The sequence below is a fragment of the Myxococcus sp. MISCRS1 genome (assembly GCF_026626605.1).
GTDB classification, from domain to species: Bacteria; Myxococcota; Myxococcia; order Myxococcales; family Myxococcaceae; genus Myxococcus; species Myxococcus fulvus.
Genome location: NZ_JAPNKB010000001.1, coordinates 525,222 through 540,328, shown reverse-complemented (window position 1 = coordinate 540,328; position 15,107 = coordinate 525,222). Strand labels below are relative to the sequence as shown.

Annotated in this window: 4 protein-coding genes; all 4 read right to left on the bottom strand. The window is 72.2% G+C overall.

The window, feature by feature from the left end:
- Positions 1 to 106 precede the first annotated feature (106 nt).
- The 4 genes from OWM54_RS01990 to OWM54_RS01975 are packed head-to-tail and all read right to left on the bottom strand — an operon-like array spanning position 107 to position 15,107.
- The gene (locus OWM54_RS01990; RefSeq protein ID WP_267696487.1) at positions 107 to 4,480 is read right to left on the bottom strand and encodes a type I polyketide synthase; all 4,374 of its coding nucleotides are present in this window, start codon (positions 4,478 to 4,480) and stop codon (positions 107 to 109) included.
- A gap of 20 nt (positions 4,481 to 4,500) precedes the next feature.
- Positions 4,501 to 5,799 carry a glycosyltransferase gene (locus OWM54_RS01985; RefSeq protein WP_267696486.1) on the bottom strand — a complete coding sequence of 433 codons (1,299 nt, stop codon included), beginning with the start codon at positions 5,797 to 5,799 and terminating at the stop codon, positions 4,501 to 4,503.
- A 31-nt stretch (positions 5,800 to 5,830) separates the two neighbouring features.
- Positions 5,831 to 10,507 carry a beta-ketoacyl synthase N-terminal-like domain-containing protein gene (locus OWM54_RS01980; RefSeq protein ID WP_420715307.1) on the bottom strand — a complete coding sequence of 1,559 codons (4,677 nt, stop codon included), beginning with the start codon at positions 10,505 to 10,507 and terminating at the stop codon, positions 5,831 to 5,833.
- A gap of 19 nt (positions 10,508 to 10,526) precedes the next feature.
- Complete coding sequence (locus OWM54_RS01975; RefSeq protein WP_267696484.1) at positions 10,527 to 15,107, bottom strand: type I polyketide synthase; 4,581 nt, start codon at positions 15,105 to 15,107, stop codon at positions 10,527 to 10,529.

Sequence of the window (15,107 nt, the reverse complement as noted above, 5' to 3'; positions counted from 1 at the left end):
TGCTGGACTCCGGGTCCTCCGGTGGCTGGGGATGGCCCAGGGCGGAGGGAAGTTCGAGGGGACCGGACGAGCAGGGCTCTCCGGTCCATGAAAGGTTCAGGGCCGGCTATCGCGAGCGACGCGCGAGCTCGGCTTCGATTTCTTCGTCACTGAGGTTGGCCAGCTCATCGAGCGCGGCCTGACTGGCGGCCTCTTCCAGCGCCGCCTGATGGTCCGCCACCAGCTTCGCCAGCGAGGCCACCGTGGCGGCCTCGAAGAGCTTCGCCAGGGGAATGTCCAGGTCGAACTGGGTGCGCAGCCGTCCCGCCACGCGCGTGGCCAGGAGCGAGTGGCCACCCAGGTCGAAGAAGTTGTCGTTGAGGCCCACGGAGTCGACGCCGAGGACCTCCTGCCAGAGCGCCGCGAGCTGCTTCTCCAGCTCGGAGCCGGGCGCGACGAAGGGCGTCTTCGAGCGACGCGGCTTGCCGGCCGCGCGGGCTCCCGCGGTGGGCTGCGACGTCTCCCGCTGAATCCACAGCCGCCAGCGCTGCGCCAGGTCACCGGTGGCGACCACCACCTGACCATCCACGCCGAGCGTCACCAGTCGGCGTACGGCCTCCGCGCCCTCCGCGGGCGTCATGGCGTACTGGTCCATGCTGGTGCGCACGTTCGTGTGCTTCGTCTCCTCGGGCCACGGGTCCCACGACGCGCTCACCCAGCGCGTCCCCGTGCGGCCCGCGCGCGCCTGCGCGAAGGCATCCATGAACAGGTTCGAGGACGCGTACGTCAGGTAGCCCAGGCCGCCGAGCACCGCGGCGTTGGACGAGAAGAGCAGCACGAAGTCCGCCGAGCGCCGGCTCAGCACCTGCTCCAGGGCATAGGTGCCATGGACCTTGGGGCCGAACTGCGTCTCGGACTCGCTCCGGCCGATGTCCGTCAGCGGGTTGTAGAGCGACGGGCCCTGCGTGACACCCGCGCAGTGGAGCACGCCGTTCAACGCGCCGAAGCGGGCCTCCACCTTGGCGACGGCCGCCTCCAACCGCGCCGCGTCCGCGACGTCCGCGTGCACCACCATCACCTGGGCGCCCGCCTGCTCCAGCTCCCGCACGCGGAGGATGCGGCGCGCCACGGCATCGTCCTCGGGATGCGTGGCCAGGTAGGAATCCCACTCGGAGGGCGCGGGCAGCGCCGTGCGACCCAAGAGCGCGATGCGCGCGTGGAGCGTGCGCGCCAGGTGCTCGGCCAGCATCAGGCCGACCCCGCCGAGGCCGCCCGTGATGAGGTACACGCCCTGCTCACGCAGCGGCGTGGGAGCCTCGCCGGCGGGCTCCAGGCGCAGCGGCGAGTGCGTCTGCGCGTAGCGGAGGCTGCCGCGCCATGCGACCACGGCGTCACGCGAGCGCTGGCTCAGCTCGGCGAGCAGTCGCTCCGCGAGCTTCTCCACCGCCGGGCTTCCGGGCGAGGGGGCGACGACGTCGAGGCAGCGCGTGGAGACGTGCTCCTGCTCCTGCGGAATCACCTTGCAGGGCCCCAGCAGCGTGGCCTTCTCGGGGAGCGCCGTGCCCTCGCCCGCGACGTCCTGCACGCGGTCCGTCACGACTTCAACGCGCACCGGGCGCGACGTGTCGCCCTTCGCGAGCGCCTGCCCCAGGTGCAACAGGCTGTAGTAGCCCGTGTCCTGGACCTTGCGGAACAGCTCGGGGCTGGACGGCTCGTCGCCCGAGGAGCCCAGGCTCCACAGGTGCACCACCACCGAGGGGCTCAGGTCCTGGTCGGCCAGGTCCTTCCACAGCGTCGCGTAGTCCCCGCGCAGCCGGGCATCCAGCGCGTAGCGCTTCGCCGCGTCGCGCATGAAGGCGCCGCCCTGGCGCACGCGCACCACGTCCTGCCCGGCCTCCTCCAGTCGACGGGCCAGCGCCTCGCCGACGCCCAGGCCGTCCACGAAGAGCACCCAGCACCGGCGCTCCTGCAGGGCCTTGCGGTCCAGGGCGATGGGCGCCGTGCGGTGCCACGCGGGGACATGGAACCAGTCCGCGACGTCCGCGAGCTTTCCTTGCGGCGTCTGGGACGACACGGCCTGCGTGGACTCGGCGCGCGCGGCGGGGGCCACCCAGTAGCGCTGTCGCTCGAAGGGGTAGGTGGGCAGCGGCACGCGGCGAAGGCCACGGTCCTCGTTCACGTCGTCCCAGTCCACCTCCACGCCGTCCAACCAGAGCTGGCCCAGGGTGTTCAGCACCGAGGCCAGCGCGGGCAGCGAGTCCGCGAGGCTGGTCCTGATCGCGCGCGTGCCCGTGGTGCCGGCCAACGCACGGGCGCGCTCGACCAGCGCCCCCGGGGTCCCCATCGTGAGGACGACGCGGGTGGGCTCCTTCACCAGCTCGCGCAGCGCATCGTCCAGGCGGGACGTGTTGCTCGCCGCGTCCAGCCAGGTCTCCGGGCGCACGGCCTCGGCGTCCGTGACGAAGGCGCCTGTCGCGGAGGAGAGCAGCGGCGTCTCGGGTGCCTTCAGCCCCGAGCCCGTCAGGCCCGCACGCTGACTGCTCGGGTCCCCGAGCAGCGCCATCGTCAGGGCCTTCTCCAGCGGGAGCGAGCCCGAGAGCGCCGCCGCGACCCAGGCGCCGATGCCCTCTCCGAGCATGGACTCGGGCACCAGGCCCCAGGCCATCCACAGCCGCGCCAGCGCGTACTGCTCGACGAAGCGCGCCATCGTGCCCAGCGGGGCGGGGAGCGAGGGACGGCTGCCGTCCTCGGGATACATCGCGGCGCTCAGGTCCAGGTCCAACGGCGAGCGCAGCAGCTTCGCGCACGCGTCCACCTCCGCGCGGAACACCGGCTCCGAGCGGTAGAGCGACTCCAGCGGCGTGTCCGCGCCGGCATCGGAGAAGAGGAACGACACGGGCCGCTGGCTCGTCTCGTGCGTCGCCGTGAGGACGCGCTGGGGCTCGGCCATGCGCAGCACGCGCACGGCGTCCTGGACGTCACGGGCGACGAGGACCCGGCGATGCGAGTGCGCCTTGCGACCCACCTGGAGCGTGTGGGCCACGTCCGCCAGCGACAACCCGGGCTGCGACTCCAGGTGCTGCGCGAGCCGCGCCGTCGCCGTATCGAGCGCCGTGTGGCTGCGCGCCGACAGCACGAGCAGCTCCCAGGGCCGGCTCACGGACGACGCGGGCGTGGCGGGTGCCTCCTCGAGGATGACGTGTGCGTTGGTGCCGCCGATGCCGAACGAGCTCACGCCCGCGCGCCGGGGCGTGCGCCCACGGGGCCACGGCTGGAGCGTGGTGTTCACGTAGAAGGGGCCGCTGTCGAAGTCGATCTGCGGGTTGGGTGACTCGAAGTGGAGGCTGGGCGGGAGCTGCTGGTGCTTCATCGCCAGGATGGCCTTGAGCAGGCTCGCGCTGCCGGCCGCCGCGTCCAGGTGTCCCACGTTCGTCTTCACCGAGCCGATGGGGATGGTGCGGCGCCCCTTCGTCTTGTTGCCGAAGGCCTTCGTCAGCGCGCGGATCTCGATGGGGTCGCCTAGCGCGGTGCCGGTGCCGTGCGCCTCCACGTAGTGGATGCTGTCGGCGGACACCTCGGCGGCGGCGAGCGCGTCCTTGATGACGGTGGCCTGGCCCTGCACGCTGGGCGCGGTGAAGCTGGCCTTCACGGCGCCGTCGTTGTTGATGGCGGAGCCCTTGATGACGGCGTGGATGGTGTCGCCGTCGGCGAGCGCGTCCTCCAGCCGCTTGAGGACGACGAGGCCGATGCCGCTGCCGAAGATGGTGCCCGCCGCCTTCGCGTCGAACGCGCGGCAGTGGCCGTCCGGCGAGACGATGCCGCCGTACTGATACAGGTAGCCCACGTTCTGCGGGACGTTGATGGCCACGCCGCCCGCGACGGCCATCCGGCACTCGTCGGCGAGCAGCGCCTGTCCGGCCAGGTGCAGGGCGACGAGCGCGGTGGAGCACGCGGTGTGCACCGAGTACGCGGGGCCGCGCAGGTTGAGCCGGTGCGCGACTCGCGTGGTGAGGAAGGCCAGGTCGTTGCCCAGGCCGATCTCGAACGGGTCCAACCCGCCCAGCGCGGCGGGGTTCGAGAAGAGGTTGAAGACGTAGGTGTCCGTGCGCGCGCCGGCGTACACGCCGATGCGGCCCTTGAAGCGCTCGGTGTCGTAGCCCGCGTGCTCCAGGGCCTCCACGGCGCACTCCAGGAACACGCGCTGCTGCGGGTCCATCACCTCCGCTTCCTTGGGGGTGACGCCGAAGTAGCCCGCGTCGAACAGGTCCGCGTCCTCGAGGACGGCCGCGGCCTTCACGTAGTTCGGGTCCGAGCGCACGGCGGCGGTGTCGAGCGCGCTGGGCTCCAGGTCCGCATCCTCCAGGAACCGGATGGACTCCACGCCGTCGCGCAGGTTCTGCCAGAAGGCCTCCAGGTCGCGCGCCCCCGGGAACCGCCCCGCCATGCCGATGACGGCGATCTCCAGTCCGGTGGTGTCCGCGTTGGACGAATCCGTGGCCATGTCTCTCTCCCGAGTCCCGCTCAAGTGTCGACCTTCCTCGCCCGCTGCTGCTTCAGCGCGCTCCTGCGCCGCTGACGCCGCCCCTCGTCTTCCGCGTCCTCATCGCCCTCGTCCCCGCTCACCGGGGCCGAGGCGAGCCCCACCCGACGGACCAGGTCCTCGATGTGGTGACGCGCCTTCGTCGTTCCATGCTCTTCGCGGAGCTGCTCGCCCAGCCGCGCCGCCGAGGCGCGCAGGCCCGTGTCCTCGTGCGTCGCGCGCAGCGCCGCCGCGAGTCGCTCCACGCTCAGCTCGCCGATGGGAATCGCCGGTCCACCGCAGCCGCGCTCCTGGACGACCTCGCCCCAGGTGAACTGGTCATAGGTGTGCGGCACGACGACCTGGGGGATGCCCGCGCGGAACGCCGCGCCCGTGGTCCCCGCGCCGCCGTGGTGCACCACGCACGACACCCGCGAGAACAGCCACGAGTGCGGCACCTGTCCCAGCGCGTGCGCCGTCGGAGGCAGGGCGCGCTGGCCCAGGCCGCTCCAGCCGTGCTGGATGAGGGCCCGTCGTCCCGCGCGCTCGGCGGCGGCCACCAGCGTGTCCGTCAGCGCCGCCGGGTCCGCGTGCGTCATGCTGCCGAAGGTGATGCACACCGGCGGCTCGCCCTCCGCCAGGAACGCGGCCAGCTTCGGGTCCGGCGTGAAGTCCGGCTCGTCGAGCAGGCAGTAGCCGACGGTGTGGTGGTGCGCCGGCGCGTCCGAGGCGGGCGGGCGCACGTGCCGGCTCAGCGCGGTGAGGACCAGCTGCGGTGACAGTCCATCCACCAGCGGATTGTCGAGCGGAGGCAGTCGCAAGGACTCGCGCAGCGGGTTCACCAGTCCGCGCACCGCGGCCTGGAACGCCGGGCTCCCGCCGCCGCTGCCGCTGTGCTCCACGAGCACCGTCACGAAGGGCAGGTGCGTGAGGTCGTGCACCATGCGGGCGGCGGGCTGCACGCGTCCGCTGACGAGGACGTCCGCGTTGCGGCATGCCGCGCGCAGGTCCTCCAGCATGAGGGGCACGGCCTCGGCGAGCGGCTGGAAGAGCTGGAGCATGCCTCCGGCGGAGTGGGCGACCGCGGGGTTGCCCATCATCGCCTGGGTGATGCCGCTCTGTGCATCCCGCAGGTCCGGGCCCACGGGCGTGAATTCCAGGCCGTGGTGTCGCGCCAGGGGCTCGTACGAAGGCGCGGCGGCGAGCACCGGCTGATGGCCGTGGCGCTTGAGCTCGACGGCCAGGGCCACGAAGGGCTGGACGTCACCGAGAGACCCGAAGTTGGTGAGGATGACTCGCATGGTGCGCGGGCAGGGTCGACTGCGGGCCGACTCAGCCCTCGTCCTCCACTTCCTCGTTGTCGGAGCGCCGCCGGGAGCGCTGCCGCTGGAGGTTCTGCTTGCGGCGCTGCACCGTGGACTCGCGCTCGTCCGTCTCCGACTGCACCGTGCCCGCCTCGGGAGGCTGGAGCAGGGCGGCCAGGGCCTTCACCGTGACGCCTTCGTAGAGGCTGGAGGCGGGCACGCTGATGTCCAGGCGCCGCTTGAGCCGATCACTGAGCTGCACGGCGATGAGGGAGTCACCGCCCAGCTCGAAGAAGTTGTCCTGGATGCCGATGGGCGCGACACCGAGCGTCTGCTGCCAGAGCTCCGTGAGCGTGCGCTCCAGCTCCGTCGTGGGCGCGACATAGGCGCTGCGCAGGTTCGATGGCCGGGGATGCTGAGGCCGCGCGGCCGGGGTGGCGGAGTCCACCGCCTCGACGGCGCGGGGGCGGGCCTGTCGCGCCACCGGGTCGTGCGTGGACACCACCCACCAGCTGCCCTCGGACTGCGAGAGCACGCGCGCGAGGGCCTCGGCGCCCTGCTCGGGAGCGATGGCCAGCCGGTCCAGGGCCTCTCCGCGTGCACCCGGATGCGCGCCGTAGTCCTCCACGCGCACCACGTCCCAATCCAGGCTCACCCAGCGCCGCCCCGCGCGAGTCGTCGCCTGGGCGAACGTGTCCTGCCACGCGCTCGCCGCGGTGTGCGCGACGGTGGCCATGCCGCCCAGCACGGAGGAGATGGAGGACGCCACCACGCGGAAGTCCAGGGGACGCTCGCCGAGCACCTGGTCGAGCAGCGCCAGTCCCCGCACGCGCGCATCGAAGTGCCACGCGCTCTCCTCGGGCCCCGTCTCGGAGACGAGCCGCGCCACCAGCTCGCGCGGCAGCCAGGCCCCGTACACCACGCCGTGCACGGCACCGAAGCGCGCCAGCACGGTCTCCACCGCTTCGCGCAGGGACTCCTGCCTCGTCACGTCGCCGGAGATGACGGTGACCTCGGCGCCCAGGCTCTCCAGCTGACGAGCCCGACGGATGCGCTGCGACGAGGGATGCGCCTCGCCGTGCTGGGACAGGTGCGTGTCCCAGTGCTCGCGTGACGGCAGGTCCGCGGGCTCCAGGCAGACCAGCTTCGCGCCGGGCGAGATGCCCGCGAGGGCGCGGGCGTTCATCGCGCCCACGCCGCTGAGGCCATTCACCAGCAGGTACACGCCACCCGGGCGCGAGAGGACCTTCGCGCCCGTCGCGTCGGGCAGCGGCAGCGGCTCCAGCGTGCGGGCCCAGCGGTGCGGACCTCGCAACGCGACCACCGTGTCCAGGGCCGTCGAGCGCAGCTCCGCGCGCAGGGACTGGAGGCTCGCGGGGGGCAGCTTGAAGTCCGCGTCCGTCACCACGTCGATGTGGCGCAAGCGCAGGAACGGCTGCTCCTGCGAGACGACCTGGCAGGGGCCCAGCACCGTGGCCTTGTCCGGCGAGAGGGCTTCGTCGCCCGTCACCTCGTGGACGTGGTTGGTCACCACCCAGATGGAGCAGGGCTTCTCGGGGGCGTGCTCGACGAGGGCACGCGCGAGGGCGACGAGCGAGTGGTACCCGCTCGCCTGCGCCTGCGCGAAGGATGTGGGCAGCCCGGGCGTGAGGCTCCACAGGTGCAGCACGGCGTCGGGCAGCAGGCCCGCGTCACGCAGCGCGCCGAGCAGCGCGCGGAAGTCCGACAGGGAGCCGGGCGCGATGGTGAACTCGGAGTCCCCCGTGCGACTGAAGGCCGTACCCGGGCGCACGCGGAGGACTCGTCGCTCCTCACCAGGGGCGGCAGCCAGGAGCGCGTCGGTGGGAGAGGCCTCGTCCTCGAACACCAGCCAGATGCGAGGCGTGGCCCCTCGCGCGACGAGCGAGGACGACAGCGGGGCGCGCTTCCAGGACGGCACATGGAACCAGCGCTCCATCGGCTCCTGGACGAGCGCGGTCTCCGTGGCGGCGGGCGTGCTCCTCGCTTCGGAGGACGGCGTGCTCCTCGTCTCCGGCTCCACCCAGAAGCGCTGACGCTCGAACGGGTAGGTGGGGAGGGGGAGCCGCTGGCGTCGCTCCTCGCCGTGGAAGCCCTTCCAGTCGATGGTGACGCCCGCGAGCCAGAGGCCGCCCAGCGTCGAATACGCGATCGGTGGTGCGCCCGGCGCGACGGTGTCCTGCGACGTCGGCATGGACGCGAGCACCGGGCGCGACGCGACGGTGTCCGGATGTCTCCGCGCGAGCCTGCTGAGCACCTGTCCCGGGCCGCATTCGAGCAACACGCGCTTCGGGTCCGACAGCAGGGCGTGGAGCCCATCGGCGAAGCGCACCGCGCCGCGCAGGTGCTGTGCCCAGTAACGCGGGCTCGTCGCCTGCTCGGTGGTGATCCACGTCCCGGTGACGTTGGAGACGAAGGGCAGGGTGGGCGGCCGCAGCGGCATGGCCGCCGCGCGAGCGGTGAAGGCGTCGAGGATGGGGTCCATCATCGACGAGTGGAACGCATGCGACGTGGCGAGCACGTGGCTGCGCACGCCGGCCTCCTCGAGCAGGCGGCGCACGCGCTCCACCGCCTCATGCGGCCCGGAGACGACACACTGCATGGGCGAGTTCACCGCGGCGAGGCTCAGCTCGGTGCCCAGGTAGGGACGCACCTCGTCCTCGCTCAGCGGCACGGCCAGCATCGCCCCGGACGGGAGCGACTGCATCAGCCGTCCACGCGCCGCCACCAGCTGGAGCGCGTGCTCCAACGAGAAGACACCCGCGAGGCACGCGGCCACGTACTCACCGATGCTGTGGCCGAGCATCGCGGCGGGCTTCACGCCCCAGGTCATCCACAGCCGCGCGGTGGCGTACTCGAGGACGAAGAGCGCGGGCTGGGTGAGCTCCGTCCTCGCCAGCGTGCGCTCGTTCTCCTCCGGTGTGCCGGCCTTCGGATACAGCACGTCGCGCAGGTCCTTGCCGCCCAGGTGCGGAACCAGCAGCGCCGCGCACCGGTCCACCTCGGCCCGGAACACGGGCTCCGCGTCGTACAGCGCGCGGCCCATGCCCACGTGCTGCGAGCCCTGGCCGGGGAACAGGAACGCCACCGGCCGGTCCACGCTGTCCTGGGCTTCGGGGGCTGACGGCTCGGTGGGAGTCCGGGTCAACGCCTCCACCGCGTCGCCCGCATCGCGCGCGAGGATGAAGCGGCGGTGCGAGAAGCGCTGACGACCCGCCTGGAGCGTCCACGCCACGTCCGCGAGCTTCGCGTCGGGGAGATTCTTCAGCGCCTCCGCCAACCGCTGCGCGCTGGTCTCCAGCGCGGAGGGCGTGCGGGCCGACACCGGGAGCAACTGCCACGCACGGCGCGGAGTCGCGCTGTCGAGCGGACGCGGCGGCTGCTCCAGGACGACGTGCGCGTTGGTGCCGCCCACGCCGAACGAGCTCACCCCGGCGCGGCGAGGCATGGCGGTGGCGGGCCATGGCTTGAGCGTCGCGTTGACGTAGAATGGGCTGTTGTCGAAGTCGATGGCCGGGTTGGGCCGCTCATAGTGGAGGCTGGGCGGCAGCTCGCCGTGCTTCACCGCCATCGCCGCCTTGATGAGGCCCGTCACGCCGGCCGCCGCGTCCAGGTGGCCCAGGTTGCCCTTCACCGAGCCGAGCGCGCAGTAGCGCCGTCGCTGCGTGGACGCGCGGAAGGCGCGGGTGAGCGCCTCCACCTCGATGGGGTCACCCAGCGGCGTCGCGGTGCCGTGCGCCTCCACGTAGCCGATGTCGTCGGCCTCCAGCCCCGAGGCCGCCAGCGCCTCGGCCACCACCTGGGCCTGACCCTCGACGCCCGGCGCGGTGTAGCCCGCCTTGAGCGAGCCGTCGTTGTTGATGGCCGAGCCCTTGATGACCGCGTGCACGGTGTCGCCATCGCGCACCGCGGCCTTCAGCTTCTTGAGCACCACCACGCCCGCGCCGCTGCCGAACAGCGTGCCTCGCGCCTTCGCGTCGAAGGGCCGGCAGCGTCCATCCGGAGACGCCATGCCGCCCTCCACGTGCCGATAGCCATGGAGGAAGCTCACGTTGACGGAGGCGCCGCCCGCGAGCGCCATGTCGCACTCGCCGTTGAGCAGGCTCTGGCAGGCCAGGTGCACCGCCACCAGCGACGTCGAGCACGCGCTCTGCACCGCGTGGCTCGCGCCGCGGAGGTTCAGCTTGTACGAGACGCGGGTGGCCAGGAAGTCCGTGCCGTTGCCGATGTTCACCTGCACCGGCTCCACCGACTCCAGCACGCGCGGGTTGCGCGCCAGGTTCATCAGCAGGTACGTGTTGAGCGTGGCGCCGCCGTACACGGAGATGGCGCCCGGGAAGTCGCGCGGCGAGTAGCCCGCGTGCTCCAGCGCCTCCCAGCAGACCTCCAGGAAGACGCGGTGCTGCGGGTCCGTCAGCTCCGCCTCACGCGGCGGCATGTCGAAGAACGCGGCGTCGAAGGACTCGGGTTCGGGCATGACCGCCGCGGCGCGCACGAAGTCCGGGTCCGCCACCTGCTCCGGAGCGACGCCTGCGGCGAGGCTCTCCTCGGGCGTGAAGAAGCGGATGGACTCCACGCCGCCGCGCAGGTTCGCCCACAGCTCGGCCGTGCTCCGCGCGCCAGGGAAGCGCCCGGACATGCCGATGATGGCGAGGTCCGCGTCGTCGATGTCTGACGGCTGCTTCACGTCCACGGCGTCCGCTCCTTCACTCACGGCGGCTGCGCCGCTCGCGTCGCGCGGCTCCACGGTTCTGACTCGACTCGAACCCGGGCGGGTCCGAAGGGGCGCCGAGCGCTCCCAGCTTCTTCGCCAGCGCGGCCACCGTGGGCGCCTCGAAGACGGAGGTGAGGGGGACCTCGCGCCCCAGCTCCCGCTTCAGCCGTCCGACGATCTTGAGCCACAGGAGCGAGTTGCCGCCCAGGTCGAAGAAGTTGTCATGGATGCCCAGCCGCGACAGCCCGAGCTGCTCCTGCCACACCTTCGTCAGCGCCAGCTCCAGGTCGCCGGTGGGCGCCACGTACTCGGTGCCCAGCTGCGGCCGCTCGTGCGTCGCGCCGCCCGAGGTGTCCTGGTTCTTCTGCACACCCTCGCGCTTCAACCAGCGCGCCACGCGCGCCTCCAGGTCTCCGGTGGAGACCACCACCTGCCCGCCCAGAGAGGACTCCGCGACGCGGCGGAAGGCCTCCACGGCCTCGTCCTCCGTCATGGCGAATGCGTCCAGGCTCGTCTTCGTCTCACGGGACTCCTCGTCCACCGAGGGCCACCCATCCCAGTTCGTGCTCACCCAGCGCGTCAGCCCCTGCTTCGAGCGCGAGGTCGCGAACGCGTCGAGGAAGGCATTCGCCGCGCCGTACGCCGCGAGCCCCAGGCCCCCGAGCACCGAGGCGTTGGACGACACCAGCATCACGAAGTCGAGCTCACGGCCCGCCAGCGCCAGCTCCAGCGCGTACGTGCCCTGCACCTTCGCGCGGAAGTGGGGCTCGCACGCGGCGGCATCCAATCCGGAGAGCAGCGCCACGGCGCCTTCGCCCGCGAGGCCCGCGGCGTGGATGACGCCGTGCACCTCGCCGAACTGCATCGCCCCCTGGGTGATGGCGACGCTGAGCAGCATGTCATCCGCCACGTCCGCGCGAGCCAGCAGCACCTCGGCGCCCGCCGCCTCCAGCTCCCTCACCGCGTGGCGCTTGTGGCCGCCGCGGTCCATCTCCAGACCCCACCGGCTCACGAGCACGAGCCGCGCCTGATGCTGGCGCGCCAGGTAGCGGGCGATCATCAGGCCCACGCCGCCCAGGCCGCCGGTGATGACGTAGACGCCCCGGTGACGGAAGGGCCGCGCGGGCTGGGTGTCCGCCTCCAGCCGCACCGGCTCATGCGTCTGCACCAGCCGAGTCGTCCCGCGCCAGGCGACGACGGGCTCGCGAGCCTCCGTGGCCGTGCTCGTCACCTCCTGCAGCAGCGCCCGTGTGTCGAGCGCCACCGGGCCACGGCCCAGGTCCACGTAGCGGCAGGAGAGGAAGTCGTGCTCCTGCGGGATGACCTTGCACAGGGCCGGAAGCGTGGCGCGCTCGGGGGCGACTTCATCCGAGCTCTCCACGTCGAGCGCCTGACGACCGACGACCGTCAGCTCCACGGGGCCGGGGAGCTCCGCCTCCATGAGCGCCCGCGTCAGGCGGAGGAGCGGATGGAACCCTCGCGCCTGGGCCTGCTCGAAGCGCTCGTTGCCGAAGGCGTCCTGCTCGCCCTCGCGAGAATCCAGGCTCCACAGGTGGACGATGTTCTCCACCTTGAAGTCCTTCGACTTCAGCGCGAGCAGCAGGAAGCCCGGCTCGTCGGCATCCGCCGGGTCCAGGCTGAAGTGGTTCTCGCCCAGCTCCTCGAGCCTCGCGCCCGGAGTCACCCGCGCGACGCGATGTCCCTGCTCCTCCATCGCCATCGCCAGGGCCGAGCCCACGCCGGTGGAGTCCAGGAACACGACCCAGTCCTTCGGCGTGACGGCCCCGGCGCGCGGCGGCGCCAGCGGGGCGCGCTTCCAGGACGGCAGATAGAACCAGTTGGAGACATCCGCGCTCTTGTTCGCCGCGGACCGCCGACGCGCGGAAGGGGCCTGGGGCGCGAGCCAGTAGTCCTGTCCCTCGAAGGGGTACGTCGGCAGCGGGACGCGCAGCCGCCGCGCCTTGCCGCGCACGGCCGTCCAGTTCACCTCGACGCCCGCGGCCCAGAGTCGCCCGAGCGTCGCGGTGAGGTGCTCCTCGTCCGCCACCGGATCCTGCGGGTGGCGCAGGGACGAGAGCACCGCCGGCGCGGAGGGGCCGTTGACCTGGAGCCGCGCGAGCGTGCTGAGCGTCCGGCCCGGACCGACCTCCAGGTAGACGTGCGCGGGGTCCTTGGCCAGCTCGCGGATTCCGTCGCCGAAGCGCACCGTCTGCCGCAGATGCTTCACCCAGTACGACGGGTCCAGCGCGTCATCCAGGTCGATCCACGTGCCGGTGAGGTTCGACAGGAACAGCACGTTCGTCGGTGGGTTGAGCTTGATGGTGCGGATGAAGTCGCTGAAGCGGTCGAGGATCGGGTTCACCACGTACGAGTGCGCGGCGACGTCGATGGGGATGTGACGGAACTCCACCTCGCGGCGGGTCAGCTCCGCGGCCAGGGCCTCCACGGCCTCCACCGTGCCCGCGACCACGCACTGCGCGGGGCCATTCACCGCCGCCAGGGACAGCGTCTCCCCGAGCAGCGGACGGACCTCCGACTCGGGCAACGGCACGCTGAGCATGCCGCCACCGGGCAGCTCCTCGAAGAGCTTGCCGCGCATCACCACCAGCGCGAGCGCGTCCTCCAGCGAGAAGATTCCCGCCAGGTGCGCCGCCATGTACTCACCCAGGCTGTGGCCGATGACCGCTTCCGGCTTCACGCCCCAGGACTCCCACAGCTTCACCGTCGCGTACTCGATGGTGAACAGCGCCGGCAGCGCCAGGGAGGTGCGCTTGAGGCGCTGGCCCGCGCTCTGCGCCGAGGCCGCGTCCGGGTACATCACGGGCTTCAGGTCGAAGCCCAGCTTGGGCCGCAAGAGCTTGCAGCAGTGGTCCACCGCCTCGCGGAACGCGGGCTCGGCGTCGTAGAGGCCACGGCCCATGTCCGGGTACTGCGCGCCGCCCCCGGGGAACATGAAGACCAGCGATGCCGACGTCGTGCCGGGCGAGTGCGTGAAGAACCGCTGCGGATCCCGCGTCTCCAGGACCCGCACCGCGTCCTCCCGATCCTTGCACACGATGACCCGGCGCAGGTCCAGGGCCTTGCGGCCGGTCTGCAGCGTCCACGCCACGTCCGCGAGCTGCTGCTCGGGATGCGCCTTCAGGTGGGCGAGCAGCGCCGAGGTCTGGGCCTCCAGCGCCGTCAGCGTCCGCGCGGAGAGCACGAGCGACTGCCAGGCGCGAGAAGCGTCGCCCGGCTGGGTGAACGGCGGCTCCTCCACGATGAGGTGCGCGTTGGTGCCGCCGATGCCGAACGAGCTCACGCCGGCGCGGCGCGGCGTCGGCCCCTCGGGCCAGGGCGTGAGCTTCGTGTTGACGTAGAAGGGGCTGTTCGCGAAGTCGATGCGCGGATTGGGCTTCTCGTAGTGGAGGCTCGCGGGCAGCTCCGCGTGCTCCAGCGCGAGCACCGTCTTCACCAGGCCCGTCACGCCGGCCGCCGCGTCCAGGTGTCCGACGTTCGTCTTCACCGAGCCGAGCCCGCAGAAGCCGCGCTTGTCGGTGCTCCGGCGGAACACCATGTCGAGCGCCTGCACCTCGATGGGGTCGCCCAGCGGCGTGGCCGTGCCGTGCGCCTCCACGTAGGTGATGGAGTCCGCCGGCGTCTCCGCGAGGCTCTGCGCCCGGGCGATGACCTCCGCCTGTCCGCTCAAGCCCGGCGCGGTGAAGCCGACCTTGAGGGCTCCGTCGTTGTTGATGGCCGAGCCACGGATGACGGCGTGGATGGTGTCGCCGTCCGCCAGCGCGTCCGCCAGGCGCTTGAGGACCACCACGCCCGCGCCGCTGCCGAACAGGGTGCCCTGGCCCCGCTCGTCGAACGCGCGGCAGTGCCCGTCCGGAGAGGTGATGCCGCCTTCCTGATAGTGGTAGCCCGTGCGCTGCGGCATGTGCACGGAGACGCCGCCGGCCACGGCCATGTCGCACTGGTAGCCGAGCAGCGACTGGCAGGCCAGGTGCGTGGCCACCAACGACGTGGAGCAGCCCGTCTGCACCGTCAGCGCCGGGCCGCGCAGGTCCAGGTGGTAGGCGACGCGCGTGGCGAGGAAGTCCTTGTCGTTGGCCACCATGGCCGGGAAGGTGTCTTCGGCCCGTTGGAACTCCTCGCGCGACAGCAGGTTGAAGAGCAGGTAGCTGCTGAGGCTCGAGCCCGCGAAGACGCCCGTGGAGGTGCCCGGGAGCCGTCCCGTGGAGTAGCCGGCGTGCTCCATCGCCGTCCACACGCACTCGAGGAAGACGCGGTGCTGCGGGTCCAGCAGCTCCGCTTCCCGAGGGGCGTAGCCGAAGAGGCCCGCATCGAAGCGGCCCGGGCGCTCCAGCACGGCCCCGGCGCGCACGAAGTTCGGGTTGGCCAGGAACGACGGGTCGACCCCGAGGGACTTCAGCGCGTCGTCGGAGAAGAGGGTGATGCCCTCCACTCCGTCGCGCAGCATCCGCCAGAACGCGTCCACGTCCGCGGCGCCGGGCACACGCACGGCCATGCCGACGATGGCCACCGCCAGCCCCGAGTCACCCTCGTACACCTTGTGACGACGACCCAT